17 protein-coding genes are annotated in these 21016 nt (G+C 73.4%); 7 read left to right on the forward strand and 10 right to left on the reverse strand.

The features are described from left to right. Window positions 1–70 precede the first annotated feature (70 nt). Together ACIQOU_RS05280 and ACIQOU_RS05285 are read right to left on the reverse strand one after the other, a co-directional pair. Entirely contained in the window at window positions 71–508 is a 438-nt protein-coding gene (locus tag ACIQOU_RS05280; RefSeq protein ID WP_401534006.1) for a DUF6114 domain-containing protein, read from the reverse strand. After that, window positions 508–1167, reverse strand: a complete 660-nt coding sequence (locus tag ACIQOU_RS05285; RefSeq protein WP_401534666.1) for a DUF6230 family protein — start codon at window positions 1165–1167, stop codon at window positions 508–510. The genes ACIQOU_RS05280 and ACIQOU_RS05285 overlap by 1 nt, the downstream gene beginning before the upstream one ends. A 674-nt stretch (window positions 1168–1841) precedes the next feature. Here ACIQOU_RS05285 and ACIQOU_RS05290 point away from each other — a divergent pair. Continuing rightward, on the forward strand, window positions 1842–2495 hold the full coding sequence (locus ACIQOU_RS05290; RefSeq protein WP_401534007.1) for a Tat pathway signal sequence domain protein: 654 nt from the start codon (window positions 1842–1844) through the stop codon (window positions 2493–2495). Window positions 2496–2513: 18 nt separating this feature from the next. Here ACIQOU_RS05290 and ACIQOU_RS05295 read toward each other — a convergent pair whose 3' ends face one another. Then, complete coding sequence (locus ACIQOU_RS05295) at window positions 2514–3431, reverse strand: lytic polysaccharide monooxygenase (protein ID WP_401534009.1); 918 nt, start codon at window positions 3429–3431, stop codon at window positions 2514–2516. Between the two features lie 148 nt (window positions 3432–3579). Next, window positions 3580–4215 carry a ScbR family autoregulator-binding transcription factor gene (locus tag ACIQOU_RS05300; RefSeq protein WP_401534011.1) on the reverse strand — a complete coding sequence of 212 codons (636 nt, stop codon included), beginning with the start codon at window positions 4213–4215 and terminating at the stop codon, window positions 3580–3582. Between the two features lie 422 nt (window positions 4216–4637). Here ACIQOU_RS05300 and ACIQOU_RS05305 point away from each other — a divergent pair, with 422 nt between their 5' ends. From ACIQOU_RS05305 to ACIQOU_RS05330, 6 genes are all read left to right on the forward strand, one after another. After that, window positions 4638–5285: a ScbR family autoregulator-binding transcription factor gene (locus tag ACIQOU_RS05305; RefSeq protein ID WP_401534013.1), complete on the forward strand. Its 648-nt coding sequence runs from the start codon at window positions 4638–4640 to the stop codon at window positions 5283–5285. Window positions 5286–5693: 408 nt separating this feature from the next. Continuing rightward, window positions 5694–6872, forward strand: coding sequence for a damage-control phosphatase ARMT1 family protein (locus ACIQOU_RS05310; protein WP_401534014.1), 1179 nt, complete (start codon window positions 5694–5696; stop codon window positions 6870–6872). 100 nt (window positions 6873–6972) lie between these two features. After that, entirely contained in the window at window positions 6973–9303 is a 2331-nt protein-coding gene (locus tag ACIQOU_RS05315) for a GTPase-associated protein 1-related protein (RefSeq protein WP_401534015.1), read from the forward strand. 197 nt (window positions 9304–9500) lie between these two features. Beyond that, window positions 9501–10160 carry a tellurium resistance protein gene (locus ACIQOU_RS05320; RefSeq protein ID WP_401534669.1) on the forward strand — a complete coding sequence of 220 codons (660 nt, stop codon included), beginning with the start codon at window positions 9501–9503 and terminating at the stop codon, window positions 10158–10160. Further along, a complete protein-coding gene (locus ACIQOU_RS05325) occupies window positions 10157–11047 on the forward strand; it encodes a protein phosphatase 2C domain-containing protein (protein WP_401534016.1) in 891 nt (296 codons plus the stop codon). The genes ACIQOU_RS05320 and ACIQOU_RS05325 overlap by 4 nt, the downstream gene beginning before the upstream one ends. Before the next feature lie 17 nt (window positions 11048–11064). Continuing rightward, window positions 11065–12417: a protein kinase gene (locus ACIQOU_RS05330; RefSeq protein WP_401534017.1), complete on the forward strand. Its 1353-nt coding sequence runs from the start codon at window positions 11065–11067 to the stop codon at window positions 12415–12417. 194 nt (window positions 12418–12611) lie between these two features. Here ACIQOU_RS05330 and ACIQOU_RS05335 read toward each other — a convergent pair whose 3' ends face one another. The 6 genes from ACIQOU_RS05335 to ACIQOU_RS05360 are packed head-to-tail and all read right to left on the reverse strand — an operon-like array spanning window position 12612 to window position 21011. Further along, the gene (locus ACIQOU_RS05335; RefSeq protein WP_401534019.1) at window positions 12612–14654 is read right to left on the reverse strand and encodes a hypothetical protein; all 2043 of its coding nucleotides are present in this window, start codon (window positions 14652–14654) and stop codon (window positions 12612–12614) included. A 24-nt stretch (window positions 14655–14678) separates the two neighbouring features. Next, window positions 14679–15173, reverse strand: a complete 495-nt coding sequence (locus ACIQOU_RS05340; protein WP_401534021.1) for a hypothetical protein — start codon at window positions 15171–15173, stop codon at window positions 14679–14681. Then, window positions 15170–16540 carry a hypothetical protein gene (locus ACIQOU_RS05345; RefSeq protein WP_401534022.1) on the reverse strand — a complete coding sequence of 457 codons (1371 nt, stop codon included), beginning with the start codon at window positions 16538–16540 and terminating at the stop codon, window positions 15170–15172. The genes ACIQOU_RS05340 and ACIQOU_RS05345 overlap by 4 nt, the downstream gene beginning before the upstream one ends. A gap of 60 nt (window positions 16541–16600) precedes the next feature. Next, on the reverse strand, window positions 16601–18412 hold the full coding sequence (locus ACIQOU_RS05350) for an Hsp70 family protein (protein WP_401534024.1): 1812 nt from the start codon (window positions 18410–18412) through the stop codon (window positions 16601–16603). After that, window positions 18409–20553 carry an Hsp70 family protein gene (locus ACIQOU_RS05355; RefSeq protein WP_401534026.1) on the reverse strand — a complete coding sequence of 715 codons (2145 nt, stop codon included), beginning with the start codon at window positions 20551–20553 and terminating at the stop codon, window positions 18409–18411. Before ACIQOU_RS05355 ends, ACIQOU_RS05350 begins: the two co-directional genes overlap by 4 nt. Further along, window positions 20550–21011 (reverse strand): nucleotide exchange factor GrpE, encoded by a 462-nt coding sequence (locus ACIQOU_RS05360; RefSeq protein WP_401534028.1) that lies wholly within the window; start codon window positions 21009–21011, stop codon window positions 20550–20552. Before ACIQOU_RS05360 ends, ACIQOU_RS05355 begins: the two co-directional genes overlap by 4 nt. Window positions 21012–21016: the final 5 nt, after the last annotated feature.

Here is a 21016-nt window from a genome sequence, read left to right on the forward strand (position 1 = left end):
AGCAACTGTTGGGGAGAGGTGAGCGACGCGGCGCTCCCGGGGGCCGCGACGCCCTCAACTGCCGTACGGGCTAAGGCTGTACGGCCTGGGTCGGCCCCGCCGCCTTCTTGAGCCTCCGCCGCTCTCGGCGGCCGACGCGCGGCTCCTGGTCCGGCAGCCAGCCGAAGGCGAGACAGCTGCCGACCAGCCCGAGCAGCAGGCCGACGAAGAAGCCGCCGAGGTTCGAGGTGAGCCAGGTGCCCAGCGTGGCCAGCACCCCGAGGATCGAGTAGAACAGCCGCTGGCCGGGGCTGACGAGGGTCAGCACCCCGCACAGCACCATCACGGCCGGCAGCAGATACCCGGCCAGGCCCTGCATGCCGATGTGCATGACGACCTTCAGGGAGGCCTTCTCGGTCAGCAGGATCTCCGCGCCGCCCAGGGCGAGCAACAGCCCACCCCAGAACGGCCGTGCGGCCCGCCAGTGCCGGAAGGCGGACCGCATGCCCCGCGAGGAGTCGCCCGCCATCAGCAACCCGAGTCGCTGAAGCCGAGCTTGAGACCCGGAAGCTTGAACACACCTGCCGTGGTCGCGTAGTTGGTCTGCCGCAGGTTGGCGATGCGCACGGTGTCCGCCTGCTGACTGAAGACGCCCTTGGGACCCTTGACGCCCGCCTCGGTGAGGGTGCTGGCGTCGTTGCCGATCTCGATGTTGTCGAACGACGCGTCACCCGACAGCTCGGTGGAGTCGGTGGTCAGGTCGGTCGCCTCGACCTTGTGCGCGCCGCTGCCCGCCTTGATCAGCAGGTTGGTGCCGCCGAGGTCGACGCTCTGGCAGAGGCTGGCCAGCGTGGCGTTCTTGATCGCCGAGGTGACCACCAGGACCTGGCCGCCGGTGTCGCCCGCGTTCGGGCTGCCGTCCGCCATGTTGTCGAGCGAGCCGAACTGCTCGAAGCCGGTGCCCTTCAGCTCGGTCGCGGTGACCGTGAACGGCATGCCGGAGATCGCGAACTGCACGCCGAGCGCGCCCTGCGCGGTCAGGACGGCGAGACCGGCGGCGACCACGGTGGCCGGCACCGCCAGCACGGCGGCGCGGCGCAGCCGGACCCGGCCGCCTCGCGCGGCGGGGTCTCCCTGCGGGTTCTCGGGTTGCTCGGCGGACGAGGTGACGTCCGAGGACGAGGCCATTTCTGCTCCCATGTGCATCGTGACGTGCGGGTTGGGCATCAGCGGCGCGTTGTCCTGGCGCGGACAGCGGCTGCGCGGCGCGCCTCCTCTCGCCTCCCGGTGAGCGCTGAGGTGCGGCTCGTACTCCGCAGTAGCCTGCCTGGAAGTTACCGGGGGTTACTTTTTGGGGTCAAGAGAGATGTGAAAAAAGGGTGTTGGTTGTGTTGCGGCTATGGGTCCTGAGTCGATCAGTCCCGGTCCGAATCCCAGCTCATTGAGCAACTCCCTTGAGATCCCTTGACGTTGACCGATCGTCAGGTCTACAACTTCCCCTGGCTCGCTCATGAATCCGTGGCGCCGGATTCCCCGACGCGGCACCGCCGCGTCTCCCGGACCTCGTTGTGCAGCACGGGCGTTGGACCGCCCGCACCAGATCTCCACCGGCGGCCCGCACGGGCCCTGACCCCCGGTCCGTGCCGAGCCGTCCTGCCCGCCCGGTCACGGCTGCTGGCCCTCCCCACGGGTCCGCACGCCGGTCACCGGCCGGTCGTCGTTGTCGGTCCGTCACGTACGGAGAAGGCGTGAGGGACCGGCGACGGCGGACGCCGCCCCGCGTCCGCCCGCGCCCTCTCCCGTTCGGCGCCCCCTCCCACTCACCCCCGTTCCACGTCACTTCCGAAATGAGGCATGCCCGCATGCGCACTCGCACTCTGCTCACCCTCGTCGGAACCGTCGCCGCGCTCGCCGTCCCCTTCACCGCCGTCCCCGCCTCGGCGGCCGGCACCGTCCTCACCACCGGCTCGGCCGGCGGCACCGCCGTCGCCGTCGGCGATGTCCTGACCGCGCCCCTGGCCACCGGCACCAGCGCCACCCTCTACTCCAGCGCGACCGGCACCAGCGGGGTGAAGTGCACGTCCTCGACGTTCACCGCGACCGTCACCGCCAACCCGGCCGCCCCCGGCACCGCCACCGAGTCGGCCACCGCCCAGACCTTCGACAGCAGCAGCTGCACCAGCAACGTCGTCGGCGTGACCGGCGTCAGCAGCATCACCGTCGACAACATGCCGTACACCACCACCGTGGCCTCCGGCGGCGCGCTCGCGGTGACCCCGGCGAGCGGCTCCACCATCCAGACCACGGTCAAGCTGAGCACCCTGCTCGGCTCCATCACCTGCGTCTACCAGTCGGCGGGGCTGAGCGGCACATCCAGCAACGCCGACAACAGCATCAACTTCACCAACCAGCAGTTCACCAAGGTGTCCGGCTCGACGCTCTGCTTCAGCAGCGGCTACTTCACCGCCAAGTACGCCCCGGTGAAGGACAACGGCGCCACCGTCTACGTCAACTGACGCCCCCGCAGGGCGGGTTCAGCGTCGACGCAGACGCAGGGCCAGGGCGGCGCCGCCGGTGAGCACCAGCACCGCCGCGGCGCCGCCCGCGATCGACGGCGCCGAAGGGCCCGAGGCGGAGGTCGCGGCGACCGGCGTGCTCCTCGGCGCGGCCGCTGCCTCCGCCGCCGGGGCCGCGGTGCGCTCCGAGACGGAGGGGGAAGGGGAGGGGCTCGGGCTGGATGCCTTGCTGGGCACGGGAGTCGGGGTGGGCGAAGGGCTCGGCTGCTGCCGCGCGGCCGGGGCGCTCGCCGGGGCCTTGCGCGCCGCCGGGAACGTCACGTCCGAGCACGCGTAGTAGGTGTCCGGGGTGCTGGTGTTCCGCCAGATCGTGAACAGCACGTGGTGGCCGGTCCGGTCGGACGGCAGTTTCGCGCCGAATCGGTACGCGCCGCCGGTCAGCGCCGGGTCGGTGACCGAGGCGAACGGCCGCTCCGGAAGATCGGCCCAGGTCAGCGGCTTCGCCGGGTCGTAGCCCTGCCGGGTCAGATACAGCTCGAACGTCCCCGTGTGCGCGATCGTCGACGCGTACGTCATGGTCATGCGGGCGCCCGGGGCCAGCCGGGTCGTCGGCCAGTCGGAGCGGGTCAGATCGAGCCCCCGGTACGCGGACAGGCCCCCGCTGCACAGCTTTCCGTCCGGGATCGTCTGCCGGTCCCGGCCGTTCACGTTCGCGACCCGGAGGTTGTCCCACGCCGTGAAGGGACCGCCGTTCGCCGCGATGGCCGCCCGGCAGGACGCGGTCCCGGTCGAGGCGCCCTCGGGGGAGCAGGCGTAGACCCGGCTCGCGGGATCGGTCGGGGCGCCGTGCGCCTGCGCCGGACCCGCCGCCCACAGCAGGAACGGGGTCGCGAGGGCGGCTGCCAGGGCGGTGCGATGTGCGGTCATCCGGAACATCCGGAACGTCTCCTCGGCCGACGCGGGAAGGGGGCTCCCGGGGAGTACGGGGGTGGGGGCCGCCGCGTTCACCGGCCGGGTGCAGGGCCGGGTGCAGGGCCGGGTGCAGGGCCGGGGTCAGGGCCGGTCGGCGTCAAGTGCGGGGCGTTCAGGTGAGGTTGGTCATGATCCTCGGGGCGCGTTCCGGGGAGGTGTCGATGCGGGGGAGGAGGCCCGGTACGGCGATGCTGGGCAGCACGTGGGACCACAACACCGAGATGCGGTGGGCCAGATCGGCCCGGTCGGTCAGCGCCCGGGACATCAACTGGAGACCGGCGAAGGAGCCGACCAGCGTCTCGACGGTGTCCCTCGGCACCACCGAGGGCAGCAACTCGCCCTGCTCCTCGGCCCGTTGCAACAGTTCCGTGAGCCGGTCCGTCCAGCGCCGGAACAGGCCCGCGTACGCCACGCTCTGCGGCGCGCACTGGTCCACGGCCAGCCGGACGCCGCCCTTGACGAGCGGGTCGGTCAGCAGCCACTGGCCCAGCACGAAGGTGACGTCGACCATCTCCTGGAGCTTGCACGGCTGCGACGGCACGTCCCCCAGGGGCGGTTGCTCGGCAAGGACCGCGCGGGCGAGGGACTCCTTCGACGGGAAGTGGAAGTACAGGGCGCCCTTGGTGACATCGGCCCGTTCCATCACCATCGCGATCGTGGTGGAGGCGTACCCGTACTCGTCGAAGACGGCGCCCGCCGCCTCCAGAATCGTCCTGCGCGTCCTGATCGCGCGCTCCTGCCTCACCATGCGATCCCCCTTCGCCGCCCCGGTCGGCCGATGCCCCGGGCGTGCGTAAACCGGTCGCACGTCGCGGTGGGCCTTCTGCGTCTCATTGAAAACCAACCGGTCGCCTCGTACTCTAACGCTCACCGGCACGGGCACCCGGCCGTCTGGTCAGTCGTCGCTTCGGGGGGACCGAGGAGGGACATGACATGCCGTGGCCGTTCCCATCTGTGAACCACCGATGTACCGCAGCGTCCGGCAGGGCGGTGACACGTGTCGCCCGGCGGACCAAGTCCCTTTCGGACAGCGGCCGTCGGCGGTCTTGGAATATGCCGCGAACACCCTCGCACCGTGAGCTATCGTGTACGCGGAGTAAGAAACAAACGGCATGACCCGTTCTTTCACGTCCCAGGAGTCTTCGGTTCCGTCCCAGGAGTGTTCAGTCGATGGCGAGGCAGTTACGCGCCGAACAGACCCGCGCGACGATCATCACGGCCGCAGCCGACCTGTTCGACCGCCGCGGCTACGAGTCGACCAGCCTGAGCGACATCGTCGACCACGCGCAGGTCACCAAAGGCGCCCTCTACTTCCACTTCGCGGCGAAGGAGGACCTCGCGCACGCCATCATGGAGATCCAGTCGCGCACCCTGCGCGATGTGGTGACCGAGATGGACGCGCGCGGTCATTCCTCGCTGGAGGCGCTGATCCGGATCACGTTCGGCATCGCCCGGCTCTCCGTCGAGAGCCCCATCCCGCGCGCCGGACTCCGGCTCGCCACCGGCCCGGTGGAGGTGCGCCCGCCGCTGACCCACCCCTTCAACCAGTGGCGTGACATCGCCGTGCGCAGACTGCACGGGGCGATGAAGGAGTCCGACATCCACCCGGACATCGACGTGGAGGCGGTCGCGCACGCCCTCGTCAGCTGGTTCGTCGGCACCCGGGTCGTCGGCCGCTCCCTGGAACCCGTCGCGCGTCAGCCGCGCCGGGTCGCCGAGATGTGGCACGTCATGATCCGCGGCATGGTCCCGGTCACCCGCCGAGCCCGCTACCTCAACCTGGCCTCCCGCCTGGAACGCGAGATCAGACCGGCCTGAACGAGGCGCGCAACACAGACCGGCTGAACGGCGCCCGCAGCACAGACCCGGCTGAACGGCGCCTGGGGCGCAGGCCCGGCTGAACGGCGGCCGGGGCGCGCGGTGTTGGCCGGGTGGGCGTGGCCCGGGGTGGGCGTTCGAGCCGGGTGGGCGTGGCCCGGAATGCGGGATCGGGCCCGGTCGGGCGGAGTGCGGGGCGCAAAGCGCGGGCTCGGCTGAACGGTGGCCGGGGCGGGCGGTGTTGGCCTTGGTGGGTGGGCTCGGCTGGGGGGGGGCGTTCGAGGCGGGGGAGTCCGTGGGCCGGCGCGGGGGCGTGGGTCGGTGGGAGTCGCGCCCGGGGCGTACGGGTAGGCGGGGCTCCCAGTGCGGCGCGTCGGGTCTGGTGGGGTGCGCGCTACCGTGGGTCGTATGTCCAGTGCCCCGACCCCCGCCGTGATCCTCGGTGACGAACCCGGGTCCTTTCCCCGCAGCGTCCTGGCCGAGCGGCATCCCGCGATCATCCGGCAGGTCCGCGACGCCTTCCCCTACGACCCCGACCGGCATCGCGCGCTCGACGCCCTCCACGCCAGCTGCGTGCGGGGCGTCGTCGAGCCGCTCCCCGCCGACGCGCACGACCGCGAGCACTGGACGTCCTGGGGTCTGGACGGCTACGCCGGGCGTTCCTGGTACGAGCTGCCGTGGCTCTGGTCGGAGAGCTACTTCTACCGCCGACTCCTCGAAGCCGTCGGCTACTTCACGCCGGGGCCCTGGCAGGGCATCGACCCGTTCCGCCCGTTCAAGCAGGCCGAACTCGCCGCCCCCGAGACCGACGCGGAACTCGCCGCCCTCGACGACCTCGCCGACCGCCCCGCCGCCGCACAGGCCCGCGCCCTGCTGCACGGCTCCCTCTGGGGCAACCGCGCCGACCTCGGCTTCCGCCTCTCCGACGCGAACGCGGCCGCCGCGGCCGCCGTGTCCGCACTCGTCGCCGACGACAGCGACACCCTCTGGTCCCTGCTCCCGCCCTCCGGCGCCGCCACCCTCGCCCTGATCGCCGACAACGCGGGCCGCGAACTCATCCCCGACCTGCTCCTCATCGCCCACCTGCTGCGGGAGGGGCGCGTCGGCCGGGCCGTGCTGCACGTCAAGCCGTACCCCTACTACGTCTCCGACGCCACCCCCGCCGACGTCGTCGACGCGCTGACCCGGCTGGTGCGGGCCGACGGCGCCGCCGCCGGGTACGGCAGGCTGCTGTGGGCCGCGCTCGCCGACGGCACCCTCACCCTGCGCGCCCACCCCTTCTCCGCGGGCCCGCTGCCCTACGCCGAACTGCCCGACGACGTCCGCTCCGAACTCGCCGGTGCCACCCTCACCATCGTCAAGGGCGACCTCAACTACCGCCGCCTGGTGGGCGATCGGCGCTGGCCGCCGACCACCCCGTTCACCGACGTCACCGGGTACTTCCCGAGCCCGGTCGCCGCGCTGCGCACCCTCAAGTCCGAGGTCATCACCGGACTGACCCCGGCCACCGAGGCGGCCCTCGTCGCGGCCGAGGGACAGCGCTGGCGCACCGGCGGCACGCACGCCCTCGTTCAGGTGCGGGCCTGAACGGCCGGTACGGAGCAGGCGCGGCCGCCCTCTCCACCCGTTGCCCGCCCAACTTGTCCGTCCTGCTGCGCTTTCCGGCGCGGATCGCCAGAATCGGTCCATGGCGATCCGTGAACTCAGCTATGTGCTCCACCGCGATCCCGACACCGGAGCCGACCGGCTCACCCCGGTGACCGAGCTGCCCGACGACGTGCCGGACGCGCTGCTGCGGCGGGTCATCGCCGTCACCCACCGCTCGGCACCCGCCGCCGCCCTCAGCCACACCCGGCTCCCACAGCGGGACGGCGGCGCCCTGCTGTGCAGCGCCCGCCACGACGAGACGTACGCCGGAGTGCGCGTCGACGCCCGCTTCACGCCCGACGGGGACTGGCCGCACTGGCCCGTCGACTCCTGGCTGCCCCGCGCGCTGGCGGGCGGCCCCGGCGCCGACAGCTTCGCCCGGCACGACCGGCGCTGGGACGAGGCGCTGCTCGTCAAGTTCGCCGCCGACCAGACCGGCCGCATCGCCCCCTTCCTCGCCGACGTGCGCCGCCTCTTCGCCGACCCGGCGGGCCGCCAGCTCGTGCTCGCCGAGGGCGAGCAGGAGACCGTGGCCCGCTGGATCGCGCTGGCCTGCGCCTCGCTGCCCGTGCCGCTCGCCCGCGCCCTCACCTTCACCACCCGCACCGACGACCCGGCCGCCGCCCCCCAGCAGCTCATCGGCATCGGGCCCGACCTCGACGACGCCGTCTTCGACCGGTTCGACCTGGTCACCCGCACCCATCTGTTCCGGGTGCACGACGGCCTCGGCGGCCCGGGCAGCCCCCCGCTCACCGACACCTGGGCCGAACTCACCGCCTGGCTCTGGCGCGAGGGCATCATCCCCAAGCCCGCCGACCGCGCCGACGACGCGTTCACGCTGCTGCCGCTCGCCCGCCGCGCCCTCGCCGTCCGCGACTGGAGCGTGCTCGCCTCCGAGCCGCTGCGCGACCTGCTCGCCGCCGCCACCGACGCGGCCGCCGACCCCACCACCGACGCCGCCGCCCTCCACGACCTCACCGAGATCTGCTCCCGGGTCGGCGCGCACCGCCGCCCCGACGTCCAGCAGCTGGCCGCCGCCCTGCTCCGCCGCCGCCTCCAGGGCGCGGGCCCGCTGGAGATCGACCCCGTCCTGGCCGCCGCCGTCGACCTGCCGCTGGACGCCGACACCCGGCGCGCGGTCCGCGCCGAGTACGGGCCGCCGCCCGAGGACGAACTGCGCGGGCTGCTCGGCAAGCCGCCCACCACGGCCTGGGTGAGACCGCTGCACATCCTGCTCACCGCCGGTGGCGGCGGACATGACGCCGTCCTGTCCGACGCCGAGGCCGGTGTCGCCCGGGCCCTCACCCGGCCCGGGGACCGCAGGGGCTGCGCCGACGCGGTGGCCCTCCTCGACAGCCTCGGCGACCGCGCCTTCACCCGCCGGGTCCTCCAACGGCTGGCCCAGGGCGTCGGGTTGGAGCAGATCAGGGCCCTGCGCGCGCTGGCCGAGTCCGCCCACGGCGACTGGCTGCACGACCACCTCGACACCACAGGACCCCTCCCGCTGCGGCTCGCGGTCTCGGCGGTCCGGCTGGCGCGCGGCCGCGGCCTCGACGGCGTCGACCTCTGGATCGAACTGGTCCACCGGCACTTCGACGGCCAGGTGCCCGACGCCGCCGCCGTACGGCTGCTGTGGCCGCTGGCCTGGCCGTCCCGCAGCGGCCAGCCCGCGCCCAGGGAACAGGGCCGGGTCACCGAGGTCTGCCCGCCCCAGCTGATCATCGACGCCGGACTGACCCGCTTCCTCGTCCACTGGCTGCGCCACCCCGACAGCACCACCCGGAGATACAACGACTTCACCCGGGCGGCCGCCCACAGCCAGGGCCAGCTCACCGAGTCCGACCACGCCCTCGCCCAACTCCTCCATCTCGCGCACGAGTTCGCCGCCGGACGGCTGCCGCTGGCCGAGGCGGTACACCGGCTCCCGGCGCTGAAGGAGCGGGTGGGCGGCCTGGACCGGGTCCTCGACGACGCCGTCGACTACTGGACCGCCCGCGGGATCATCCGCGCCGAACCGGAGGAACTGCGCAGCACCGGCGCCCAACGCTGGCTCGCCACCGGCCGCGTCAACCTGATCCGGCAGTACGGGGACGCCGTCCGCGAGGCCCGCGCACAGGGCGGCACGCTGGCACCGGCGCAGCTGCGCGACCCCCGCCGGGTCGCCGCCCTGTTCGTCGTCTGGTACGAACCGGTCGACAACGCCCGCACCAGCTGGCGCCAGCTCTCCGACGAACTCCTCCACGACGTCCTCGGCGCCGTGCTCCCGCACCTCGACGAACGGGACCTCTCCGAGGTGGCCCAACTGCTGCTCAGGCGGGGCGGGGAGCCCTGGGTGGGCGCCTGGAACAAGTGGCGGCACGGCATCAGGTGACGCCGGGTGCGGGTGGTGCGCACGGGGCGCGCAGGGGGACAGTTCACCTCTGCGGGTCCGGCAATCCTCGCGGGCACCAGATCTTTGGGCGCATTCTCAACTAGGCTTGGAACCAAGGAAATCCCGGGCCCGTTCACGGCCCGACCTCGGGGGAGAGGACCAACGTGAGCGACACCTTCGACCTGCCGGGCGGCAGCATGGCCAGCCGACCCGTGCACTTCATCTGGCTGCTGGACTGCTCCGGCTCGATGGGCGTGAACGGCAAGATCGCCGAGCTGAACTTCGCCATCCGCGAGGCCATCCCGGAGATGCAGTCGGCCGCCCGATCCAACCCCGGTGCCACCCTGCTGGTCCGCGCCGTGTCCTTCGCCAGCGGCGCCAGCTGGCACCTCGACGAACCCACCCCGGTCGACCAGTTCACCTGGGAGGACCTGCACACCTACGGCGGCACCGACATGGGCGCCGCGTTCCGCCTCGCGGCCGGCGCCCTCCAGACCCCGCCCATGCCGCAGCGCGCCCTGCCGCCGGTCCTCGCCCTGGTCTCCGACGGCCAGCCCACCGACGACTGGCGCGCGGGCCTGCGTGCCATCGACGACACCCCCTGGGGCAGACGAGCCGTCCGGGTCGCCCTCGCCATCGGCGACGACGCCGACAAGAGCATGCTCAAGGAGTTCCTCGCCAACCCCGAGCTGGAACCGCTGCTCGCGAAGAACCCGCGTCAACTCGCCGCCGCCATCCGCTGGATGTCCACCGCCGTCAAGGCCGCCTCCACCCCCCGGGTCGACGGCGCGGCCCCGACACCGGCCCCGGTCCCGTCGCAGGTGGACCTGGGCAAGGACGAAGACCCCGTCTGGTGACGGGCGTCGTGGCCCCGGCCGAGCAGTGGGAGCTGCTCGAAGGCGCGGTCAAGGGCGCCGCCAAGAAACACAGCCAGGACCGCTGCGTCGCCCGCCGGATCGCCGACGGGCGGGCCGTGGTGCTCGCCGTCGCCGACGGGCACGGCTCCGCACCGCACTTCCGCAGCGACCTCGGCGCCCGCTGGGCCGTGGAGGAATTCCTCGCCTGCGCAGGGGAGTTCGCCCACGCCGCCGTCGGCCACGACGACCCCGACGCCCCCGAGGACGACGGCCGCTGGTGGCAGGCGCTCACCGAACTACGCGGCGAGGCCCGCCGGTTGCCCCAGCAGATCAGCCACCGCTGGCTCCAGAGGGCCGCCCTGCACGACGCCAACTCCCCGGCCCACGGCCGCCCTTGGCGGACCGACGAGGGACCCGACCTCACCGCCTACGGCACCACCCTGGTCGGCGCCGTCCTCACCCGCAGGCTCCTGGTCTGCTGGCAGCTCGGCGACGGCGACATCGTCGTCCTGGACGCCGTCGGCACGCCGTACACGCCGCTGTACACCGGGCCCGACCTCGGGGACGAGACCGACTCGCTGTGCGCGCCCGAGGCCTGGCACCGGGCCCGCTGCCACTGGCAGCCGCTGACCCGCGAGGGCCCCTCCGGGGTGCTGCTGTCCACTGACGGGCTCTCCAAGAGCTTCACCGACCACCAGGGCTTCCTGGACTTCGCGGCCGGTGTGCACGGCCGCGCCCACGAACTGGGGATGCCCGCCGTGCAGAACCGGCTCCCGGAGTGGCTGGCCCACGCCGCCCAGTTCTCCGGCGACGACACGACCCTGGTGGGCGCCTTCGAGGCGGTGGGCCCGCTCGGGCCCCGCACCGACGACGCGCCCACCGTCTGAGCACGAGAGGAACGCCAATGGTGAACGGCATGCTCGCCTCCGGGCTGACGTTGGTGACCGAGGAGGGGGAGCGGATCAAGGTCGCCGAGATGTTCGGCTCCGGCGGCCAGGGCGAGGTGTACCGGGTCCACACCCGCAAGGGCGACCGCGCCCTGAAGTGGTACTACCCGCAGCTCGCCGACGCCCGCCAGCGGCAGATCCTCGAAGGGCTCATCGGCTGCTCCTGGAGCGACGACCGGTTCCTGTGGCCGCAGACCGTCGTCGTCGACCCCGACGGCGGACACCCCGGCTTCGGCTACCTCATGGACGTCCGTCCCGACCGCTTCCACGACCTGCCCGCGCTGTTCCGGCGTGACCCGGAGGTCGCCGCGACCACCCAGCGCACCCTGGTCACGGCCGCCCTGCACACCGTCGAGGCCTACCGCGCCCTGCACGGCCGGGGCATCGCCTACCGGGACATCAACTGGGGCAACATCTTTTTCGAGCCGCGCACCGGTGACGTCCTGGTCTGCGACAACGACAACGCCGTCTTCGAGGGTGAGGACGCGGGCGTCGCCGGCACGATGGACTTCATGGCACCCGAGCTGGTCCGCGGCGAGCGCGGCGCGCGGCCCGGCATCCAGAGCGACCTGCACTCCCTCGCCGTGCTGCTCTTCCTGCTCCTGATGAACCATCACCCCCTCGAAGGCGCCCTCGCGTTGCAGATCCGCTGCATGGACGAGAAGGCCCGCAAGAAGCTGTACGGCACCGAGCCCGTCTTCCTCTACGACCCGAAGGACACCCGTAACCGGCCGGTGGCCGAGGAGCAGCAGACCGTCGTCGCCACGTGGGGTGCTCTGCCGCCGATCCTGCGTGAGCTGTTCGTGCAGACGTTCACCGACGGGCTGCATCACCCCGCGCGACGGGTGCGGGAGGGGCAGTGGCGGGACGCGCTCAGCGAGGTCCTCGACACCATCTGCGGGTGCGTGTCCTGTGGGCGGCAGAATCTCACCGAGCCCGATGGGCCCGCTCCGCTGTGCTGGGGGTGTGGCAGCCGGCTCGACCTGCCGCCCCGCCTTCAGCTGACCACCGGGACCGCCACCTCGCGGAGTCGGCCTCGGTCGTTGCGGCTGGGGCCGCAGGCACGGGTGTACGCGCATCACCTTGCCGTGGAGGCGGAGCGGCATGACTTCAGTGCGGTGGTGGGGGAGGTGACGGAGCATCCGCAGCAGCGGGGGCGGTTCGGGATCACGAATCGGTCCGGGCAGCGGTGGGTTGTGCGGCGGGCGGACGGGTCTGTGCATGACGTTGATCCTGGGCGGACGGTTGCTCTCAGCCCGGGGCTGCAAGTGGAATTTGGGGGCGGGGCGGAGGCGGTCATCCGTGAGTGACGCTTCGCTGTGAGGTGGGGGACTGGGTAGTTCCTTGGCTGCCACGCCGGTGGGGGGTTTTGCGCAGTTCCCCGCGCCCCTGGACAAGTGGGGTTGTGGGTGGGTGCGGCGCCGTTGTGGCTTGTCGCGCAGTTCCCCGCGCCCCTTTGCGGCGTTGCTCGGCCCTGGGCTTTCTTGGTGGGCTTGCTCTTCTTCTACCTTCTGAACGGCCACCAGCGGCGCCAGTTGGTCCAAGGGGGTGGGGGTGGGGGGAGTGGGGTGGGTGGGGGGAGGGCGGGGAGGGTTGTCTGGGCTCTGTCTGTGGGGGGTGTCAGGGCGTCTGGGCGGGTGTGGGCGGCCGCTGTTACCCGGTAGGACGTCGGGCCCACCGGGAAATCCGCCTGGCCCTCGGACAGGTACTGGCTGCGGGGGACCCGGCGTTCCTCGCGGTGGCCGTCGGTTTCCCAGGTCAGGTGGACCAGGATCGCCGGTTCAGGCCAGTCGAAGCGGGCGGCTGCCCTGACGTCGGACAGGCGGTGGACCGTCAAGTTCCGTACCGTGCAAGGGCGTTCGACGATCACGTCGGGGCCGGTCAGGGCGCGGCCCTCCAGGGTGCTGAGGGCGGTCAGGCGGAGTCGGGAGCCCTCCGGCACCGGGACTTCCAGGGACGGTTCCGGGGCGAGGGGCTGCTTCGGGGGCGAGGGTAGGTCGGTGCGGGTCGATACGTCCTGGCCTTCTCGCACCGGGCCCGTCGGCCAGGGCAGGACCGTGCTGGTGCCCCGGGGCGGGGGCGACCAGGTGAGGGCGACGCGTTCGCCGCCGTCCAGCAGGCGTGCCGTCAAGTCCCGGACCTGGCCCGGCCATTCCTCGGCGCGGACATCGACCCGGACGCCCGTCGACCGCACCGGTGTGCCGTCGGGGCCCGGATAGTGGCAGTGGATCTCGTAGGCGTAGGGGCCCGGCGGCAGCGGCACGTCCAGCAGGCCGTCGCGCGCGCAGGGCACCGGCACCGGATCGCCGTGGCCGCCCGTATGCCGGACCGCCGTGACGCGGGTGCAGGCGTCGTCGGTCCGCCAGCGCAGCCGGATGCCCTCCGGGACGAGCGCGGACGTGACCTGGCGGACGCCCGGCGCGATCACCACCGGCGCCGACACCAGCGGCACCCCGGCGACCTGGCCCTCCCGCAGCGGGACCAGGGCCCAGCGCAGGGGGCGGCCCACCGGTGCGTCGACGTCGGTGTGGCGCTGGTCCGGCAGCTCGCCGACCGCCAACTCCGTGACCAGGCTGGGCATTCCGTCCGGGAAGCGCAGGAGCTGGAAGGTGAGCGGGGTGGTGGAGCGGGTGGCGGGCCAGGTCAGGCGGACCGTGCGCTCGTCCGGCTCGGCCCTCAGCCGGGGGCCGTCCGAGGACGAGACGGCGGCGTCGGCCGCCGCGCCCAACAGGCCGATCTCCAGGTCCGGATCGTCCACCGCCCGGCGCAGCGCCCCGAACCAGGCCCGGGCCGCCGCCCGGTGCGCACCCCGCCCGGCCAGCCGGCCCGCCTCGGTGATCAGCCGGTCCACCTCGGCGCGGTGCGCGCGCACCTCGGTGAAGAGCGCGGTCAGCGCGCGGTCGTGGCCGGTGTCCCGGACCGCCAGGGCCGTCCGTTCCGCCCGGCACAGCCGCCGGTCCGGCCACACGTCCGCGAGCTGCTCCGCGGCCACCCGGCCGGGGCCCGCCGCCGGGAACCCGAGCGCGACCGCCGCCGCCAGACAACGCGCCTCGTCCCGGTGCACGCCGAGCGCGACGGCCGCCTCCTCGGTGGGTCCGGCGGAACCGTCCCGCAGCAGACACGCCAGCTGCCACAGCAGCAGCCTGCGCAGCCCGTCCGGGTCGTGCCGTACCCGCACGAGGAGGATGTCCAGCAGGTCCGCCGCACCGCTCGCGCGGGCGTCACCGCAGGCCAGCCAGTCGGTGCGGGCCTGCTGGAGCTGGTCCTCGTCGATGCGCCGCCAGCGGGTGCCACGGGCGCGCAGCCAGACGCCGTCCAGGACCCGGAAGTCGTCGGCGACCGGGGCGTTCCCGAACGCCGGGGCGCTGGTCGGCGCGGGCGGGCGCAGGAGGTCCGCCAGATGCCGCAAGCCCAGCAGCTCCAGGTCCGCACGGAGCCGGGACCAGCCGCGCAGGGCCGGGAAACAGGGCAGTTCGGGCAGAGGTGGCCGCGCCTGCCCGCCCGGTTCGTCCCACGCCGCCCGCTCACCCGGCCGCCACTGTGCCACGCCGTTCGTTCCCTTCCTCGGGGGTCAGTCGCCGAGCCGGGTGTAGAAGTACACGCGGATCAACGCCGTGTTCGCGGCCTCGCTCAGATCGTGGTAGTCGTCCGTCGCCATCCGGCGCCCGAACATCTCCGAACGGGCCTTGCCCAGCTGCCCGTTGACCAGATGCGCGTACACGGTTCCGCCGTTGCCCCCGCCGAACGTCAGGACCAGGGCGGCCGTGCTGCCCTTCCACTTCTCGGTGGCCGAGCGGATCTGGCGGGCCAGGTCGCCCTTGTCCGTGCCGTGCACCCGGAACTGCCGTGGGGTGCGCGAGATGCCCTCGGGGCCGGTCGGCGAGGGGCTCGCGGACGGGGAGGGCGACGCGGACACGGTGGGGCTCGGGGAGGGCGTGGCCTGGGCGGCGAGCGGGTCGGGGCGGTCGGCCATGGAGACCAGGGCCAGCACCAGCACCAGGTCCGCGAAGAGCCACCCGGCGAGCACGACCACGCCGGGACCGCGCTGCCGGGGCCGCCTGCTCACCGTTCACCGTCCGCGCGCCCGCCCCGCCGCAGCGGAACGGTGCCGGGGGCGGCGCCCAGGCCGTCGCCGCCGTCCGGCACAGCGCCGGGGAAGTCGTCGGGCGCGGGCCGCCGGGCGGCCGGGGGCCGCCCCAACGGGGGCTCCGTCAGCGGCGGTTGGCCCACCGGGGCCGGGTGCGGCTGGGCCGGTGACAGGCCCCGGATGCCCTGGTCGAGGCGGGCGGCGGCGTCCTGCCAGTGGGCGGCCGCCGCGTCCCAGCGTTCGGTGGCCTCCCGCATGCCGTCGACCACGTCATGGGTGCGCCCGGCGCCCTCCGCGACGGCCTGCGCGGCCCGCTCGGCCGCCCGCGCGGTCTGCTCGGTACCGGCCGCCAGCGCCTTCTGCTCGGCGACCAGCGACGCGAACGCCGCCCGCATGCCGTCCCCCGCGTCCTTGATCTTCGCGGCGAGGTCGCGGGAGACCGCCGCGCCGTCCGCGCGCACTTTGTCGGAGGCGGCGGCGCTCGCCTGCACGGCCGTCTCCACCCGGCGGGTCGCCTCCGCGAGGGCGGGCATCTCGGCCGTCAGACCGGTGGCCGCCAGATGGAGCGCGTCGGTGGCCTTGCCCATCGCCTTCACACTGGTGCGCAGCCCCTCATTTCCGGCCCGCGCGTTCTGCACCAGCGTCTGCAACTGCTTGGCCGTCTTGGTCAGTTCCTGGGAGAACTGATGTGGCGAGGCCGCCCGGCGCGGCACCAGACACAGATGCACCCGGGTCAACAGCGAGGCCAGCGAGGCAAGAAGCTGCTCATCTTCCAACTCCCGCTCCTCCTCACGCCGTTCGGCCACCGTGCGGGCACGGGCGTGCCACACCGACAGCAGCACGAGCAGCGTGATCAGCACCACGGCCATCAGCGCCACGTTCTCGAACCGGCCCACCGCCGCGAGATGGCCGTCGAAGCCGGTCTGCCACAGCTGGAGGAACGGCCGGGTCGCCTCCTTGGGATCGACCCGGCTCAACTCGCCGTAGGCGCGCACCGCTTCGCGCAGCCCGAACCAGGTGATCAGCAGCGGCACGAACACCAGTACCCCGAGCACCGCCTCCAGGACGCCGTCCCGGGGCGACCAGCGCCGACGTCCCGGGGCGTGCGCGGCCGGGGCGGGCGGCGGGCTGAGGGTCTCGGGGCGCACGAAGGCGTCCAGCAGGTCGATCTCCGCCCAGCTGTCGAGACGGTCGTCGTCGTTCTTCAAGTCCTCGGCGAGACACGTCAGTTCGTCCCGTCGGCGGTCGAAGCGGCCGGCGTGGACCTTGAGCATGACGGTCAGCTTCTTGCCCAGTTCGCCGGGGTCCAGGAAGTTCGCTCCCGGGGGCGTGGATGCGGTGGTCAAGCGCCTTCTCCTGACTCAGCACCGGGTGCTCCGGTGCTCCTGCGATCTGCCGGGCTCTGCTCAGCGAGGGACGCCGCCTCGATCCCGGTGGTTCCTGCCACGCCCGCTCAGCCGCTCCAACAGGGCTGCTGCGGACGCGTGTTCGGTGTTCCAGGTCAGACAGCGGCGGGCCGCGTCGACGGCGTCCTCGTGCCGTCCGCGCTCCTCCAGCCGTTCCGCGTGCTTGAAGGTGCGCTCGGCGAGCAGCTCCCGCACCCGGGCGTTGGTGGGGTCGATCCCGTAGGCGCACAACAGCCACTGCTCCGCGTCGGGGAAGTGCTCGGGTGAGAAGTCGGCCATCGCCGCCGCGCAGTGCACGCCGATCATCGCGTCGAGCACCTCGGGCCCCATCGTGCCCTCCCCGGCCGCCCGCCAGGCCGCGTGCGCGGTGCCGATCGCCTCGCGGTAGCGGCCCTCGGTCAGCAGATCCCGGGCGGTGGACAGCAGCCGGGCGGCCTTGCGGTCGGCCCGGTACTCCTGCTCGGTCGGCTCCCGCGCGCCGGGCGGCTCGGGGGAGCCGGGCAGGGTGCGGGGATCGACGGGCAGCGGCTGTTCCTTCTCGGCGGGCAGGACGGCGAGCAGCCCCCGGGCCTCGGTGACGATCGTCTCCAGCAGCGCCCGCGCCTCCTCCACCCGCCCCCGATCGGCCAACTCCCGTGCCCGGCCCACGTCCAGGGTGCCCGGCGCGGGCCGTGCCGGGGCGGCGGGCACCAGCGTCACCGACAGCCGGGGCGCGTCCGCGAGGGTGTCGTCACCGGTGTCCGTGACGGCCGGCGCGAGCCCGTCGACGGCGCCGGGCGGGGCACCGGCCAGCTGACAGGCGTGCAGCAGGGCGCCGTGCGCGAGCAGGTCCTCGGGGGCCCGCACGATGTCCCGCGCCAGCTCCCGCACCGCCGCCCCGACCGACGCCAGCCGGGTGCCGCCGCCCACCAGGAGCAGCGTGTCCACGTCCCGCGCGGTCATCGCCGACTGGTCGAGCAGGGTGCGCGCCCGATCCACCGTACGCCGCGCGTGCCGCTCCAGATACGCCCCCAACTGGGAGGCGTCGAACTGGAGTTGAACGGGTGTCCCGGCGCCCTCGTCGAGTGCGAGGACGGTGCCCGAGCCGCCGTCGGGGGCGCCGAGGTCCTCCCGGATCTGCGCCACCCGGGCCCGCAGCCGCAGCCAGCCCGCCTCGTCCGGGCCCGCCGCTCCCGACCGGCCCCGCACCGCCCGCAGCGCCGCCGTGAGGGCCTCGGCGTCGAAGGCCCGGCCGCCGGTGCCGGTCGCCGACTCGTGCCCGAGCGCCCGGTAGTGCTCCCGCGCCCCGCGCACCAGGCCCAGTTCGAACCCGCCGTAGCCGAGCCCGTAGACCAGGCAGGTGGTGCTGGTGCGGCCCTCGGTGTGGCCGATGACCGCCGCCATCGCGTCGCCGATCAGCCGCACCTCCGCCAGCCCGGCCGCCCGCGCCGCCTCCAGCAGGGCGGTGCGCTGCGCGGACCGGTAGGACACCGGCACGCTCACCACGGTGTGCGTGATCCGGCCGCCGGTGTCGCCCTCGATGCGCTCCCGCACCACCCGCAGCAGCGACGCCAGCACGTCCTCCGGCGTCGCCGCCACGCCGTCGACCCGCACCGGACGATGCCCGCCCAGGCGGCTCTTCAGGCTCGGGAACGTCACCGGCAGCGGGCCCGCCGCAGCTGGTTCGCACAGCAGCCACGGCCAGCGCCCGCCGTGCAGGGCGAACCGGCGCACCGGCCCGCCGGGGCGTCCGAACGCCACCCGCAGCGCCGTGCTGCCGAAGTCGATGCCGAGCCCCAGTTCCCCACCGGCGCCGTCCTCGGGCGGCCTCACGCGTCGCCCGCGTCGTCGGGCACCCGCAGGATGCCGTCGAAGCGCTCCGCGTCCCGCAGCACCGACACCCGGCGCGCCTCGTACGCCTGCGCCACCAGGTTGGTCAGATTCCGGGCCTGCTGCCTGGCCTTCGTCTCATTGCCCTCGGAGTGCGCCCGCTGCACATAGTCGACGGCCTCGTTGATCAGTCTCGCGGTGTCCGGGGGCGCCCCGTCGGCGGCCTCCCGCGCGTGCAGGAACTGACTGGCGACCCCGCAGTGGTTGTACATGTCCGCGATCAGCATCTCGGTCAGCCGCTGGTACTCGCCGCTCTCCGCCTGCCGCAGCACCTGCTCGGCCCGCTTGAGGTCCTCCCGGACCTTCTGCTCCTGACTGTCCTCGATGTAGTCGCCGTACCGGCCGAGGAACTTCTCCGTGTCCCGGTGCGCGTACTCCAGACGCTGGCGCAGCGTCGCGCTGTCCGGCTCCGGTGCCAGGACGGGCGCCGGGGTGCGCGGCTTCTCCCGCTTGGGCCGCGCCTCCAGCCGCATCCCGGTGCCGGGCACGGTGATCGTCACGGTGATCGTGCGGTTCGCGTCGTAGTTGAACGACACCTCCACCGGCTGGTGCAGTTCGATCTGCTGCGGCAACTCGAACTCCACGACGCCCTGTTCGTCGTTCTCGCTGGCGATCGGCTTGTTGCCCTCGTACACCGGCACCCGGATCACCCGGCTGTCCGTCGCCTGGAACCGCTTGGTGCGCGGATCACGCATCGGGTACGAGGTGCCGCGCTCGATGATCGGCACGAACACATCGCGCCGCGAGCCGCGCACCGCGCCGATCCCCATGTCCACGCCGGTCACCTCGTACAGCCCGGTGCTGCCCGCCGTGCGGCCGTGCGCGAGACTGCCGCCGCACTGCGAACAGGCGCTCTGGGCCTCGTCGTTGATGACCCCGCAGCCCGGCTCCGGGCACTCCACGCCGTCCAGGGTGCCGGCCAGGATGCCCGCGCCGAGCGCCACGCACTCCATCGCGCCCATGCTGCGGCGCACCTTGTCCCGCCCGAAGTACGCCTCCACCGTCTCGTACACCGGCCGCGCCAGCGTCCCGCCGCCCACCAGCAGGACGTCGGTGATCTGGGCGGGGGTCAGCCCGTCGAGGTCCAGGGTCCCGGTGACCAGGTCCATGGTGCGCTGCACCAGCGGCTCCGTCCACTGCCTGAACTCCTCCCGGGTCACGGTCATATGGACGTCGACGACGACGCCGTCGTCCGTGCGGAACCCGGCCGGGATGCTGATGACGGTCTCGGTGAGGTTGTTGAGCTGCCGCTTGGCCTTCTCCGCCGCGCGCTTCGCGGTGAGCAGGAACCGCGGGTCCTGCGACGGGTCGATGCCGCAGTCCGCCTCGACCCAGGCGGCGATCCGCTCGACCAGCGCCATGTCGAAGTCGTCGCCGCCCAGCCAGTCGTCGCCCGCGAACTTCCGCACCGTGAACTGGGCCGTGCCCGTCACGCTCTTGGTGGCGTCGAGGATCGAGATGTCGAAGGTGCCGCCGCCGAGGTCGTAGACCAGGATGCGGCTGCGTTCCCCGGCCCGCTTGTCCATGCCGAACGCGATCGCCGCCGCCGTCGGCTCGTCGATGATCTTCTTGACGGTGATCCCGGCCAGCTCCGCCGCCTCCCGGGTCGCCGCCCGCTGCGCGTCCTTGAAGTGCGCCGGGACGGTGATCACGGCATGCGTCACGTCCTCGCCGAGCATCTGCCCGGCGTCCTTGACCAGCTTGCCCAGGATCACGCTGGAGACCCCGGCCGGGGTGGTGGTCCGCCCGCCGAACGCCACATGCGCGCGCGGGTCGTCGTCCTGACCCGGCACGATCCGGTAACTCAGCCGCCGCCGGGCCTCGGTGACCTTGCGGTCGGTGAAGTCCCGGCCCATCAGCCGCTTCACGGACACCACGGTGTCCTCCGGCTGCCGGTCCGCCCAGGTCAACGCGTCGTTGCCGACCAGGAGTTGTTCGGAGCCGTCCCGGCGCAGCACCCCGACCACCGACGGTGTCAGATGCTCGCTCTCGCCGTTGGCCACCACTCGGGTCTCCTGCCGAGCCGGGTCGTAGTGCGCCATCACGCTGTTGGTGGTGCCGAGATCGATCCCGATCGCCGTCATTCCCGCTCCCCCTCGCTGTCGTTCACTTCCGCGCCGCCGCCCGGCCGGGTGCCGGGCGCGGCGACCACCACCTGCGCGGGCCGCAGCGGCCGGCCCGCGTGGCGGTAGCCGCGCCGCACCACCTCCACGACCTCGTCCTCGGCCGCGGTCCCCGACTCCCGCACGTCGACGACATGGTGGGTGCCGGGCCCGGCCCGCTCGCCCACCACGCCGATCGGTTCGAGGCCCTCCTCACGCAGCCCGCTCTCCAACTGCTCGGCGAGCAGCCGCAGATGACGCCGGAACCCCTCGGCGTCCCGGTCCGAACCGGGGGCCAGCAGCCGGTCGAAGCCGTCCAGGGTGTCCGCGCACAGCAGCAACAGCCGCTCCCGGTGCGCCTGGTGGAGCGCCTCGCGGGCGGCCAGCTCCCGGGCGTGGTCGTAGCCGAGCCGGGCCACCGTCGGATCGCCTTCGCTCATCGGAC

It is taken from the genome of Streptomyces sp. NPDC091279, assembly GCF_044757465.1.
In the GTDB taxonomy this organism is placed as follows: domain Bacteria; phylum Actinomycetota; class Actinomycetes; order Streptomycetales; family Streptomycetaceae; genus Streptomyces.

Bases quoted from the DNA above. Each gene is read 5' to 3' on its own strand.
- ACIQOU_RS05310 (WP_401534014.1), top strand. From the start codon at position 5,694: ATGTCCAGTGCCCCGACCCCCGCCGTGATCCTCGGTGACGAACCCGGG.
- ACIQOU_RS05285 (WP_401534666.1), bottom strand. From the start codon at position 1,167: ATGGCCTCGTCCTCGGACGTCACCTCGTCCGCCGAGCAACCCGAGAAC.
- ACIQOU_RS05290 (WP_401534007.1), top strand. From the start codon at position 1,842: ATGCGCACTCGCACTCTGCTCACCCTCGTCGGAACCGTCGCCGCGCTC.
- ACIQOU_RS05280 (WP_401534006.1), bottom strand. From the start codon at position 508: ATGGCGGGCGACTCCTCGCGGGGCATGCGGTCCGCCTTCCGGCACTGG.
- ACIQOU_RS05360 (WP_401534028.1), bottom strand. From the start codon at position 21,011: ATGAGCGAAGGCGATCCGACGGTGGCCCGGCTCGGCTACGACCACGCC.
- ACIQOU_RS05305 (WP_401534013.1), top strand. From the start codon at position 4,638: ATGGCGAGGCAGTTACGCGCCGAACAGACCCGCGCGACGATCATCACG.
- ACIQOU_RS05295 (WP_401534009.1), bottom strand. From the start codon at position 3,431: ATGTTCCGGATGACCGCACATCGCACCGCCCTGGCAGCCGCCCTCGCG.
- ACIQOU_RS05330 (WP_401534017.1), top strand. From the start codon at position 11,065: ATGGTGAACGGCATGCTCGCCTCCGGGCTGACGTTGGTGACCGAGGAG.
- ACIQOU_RS05300 (WP_401534011.1), bottom strand. From the start codon at position 4,215: ATGGTGAGGCAGGAGCGCGCGATCAGGACGCGCAGGACGATTCTGGAG.
- ACIQOU_RS05355 (WP_401534026.1), bottom strand. From the start codon at position 20,553: ATGACGGCGATCGGGATCGATCTCGGCACCACCAACAGCGTGATGGCG.
- ACIQOU_RS05320 (WP_401534669.1), top strand. From the start codon at position 9,501: ATGGCCAGCCGACCCGTGCACTTCATCTGGCTGCTGGACTGCTCCGGC.
- ACIQOU_RS05315 (WP_401534015.1), top strand. From the start codon at position 6,973: ATGGCGATCCGTGAACTCAGCTATGTGCTCCACCGCGATCCCGACACC.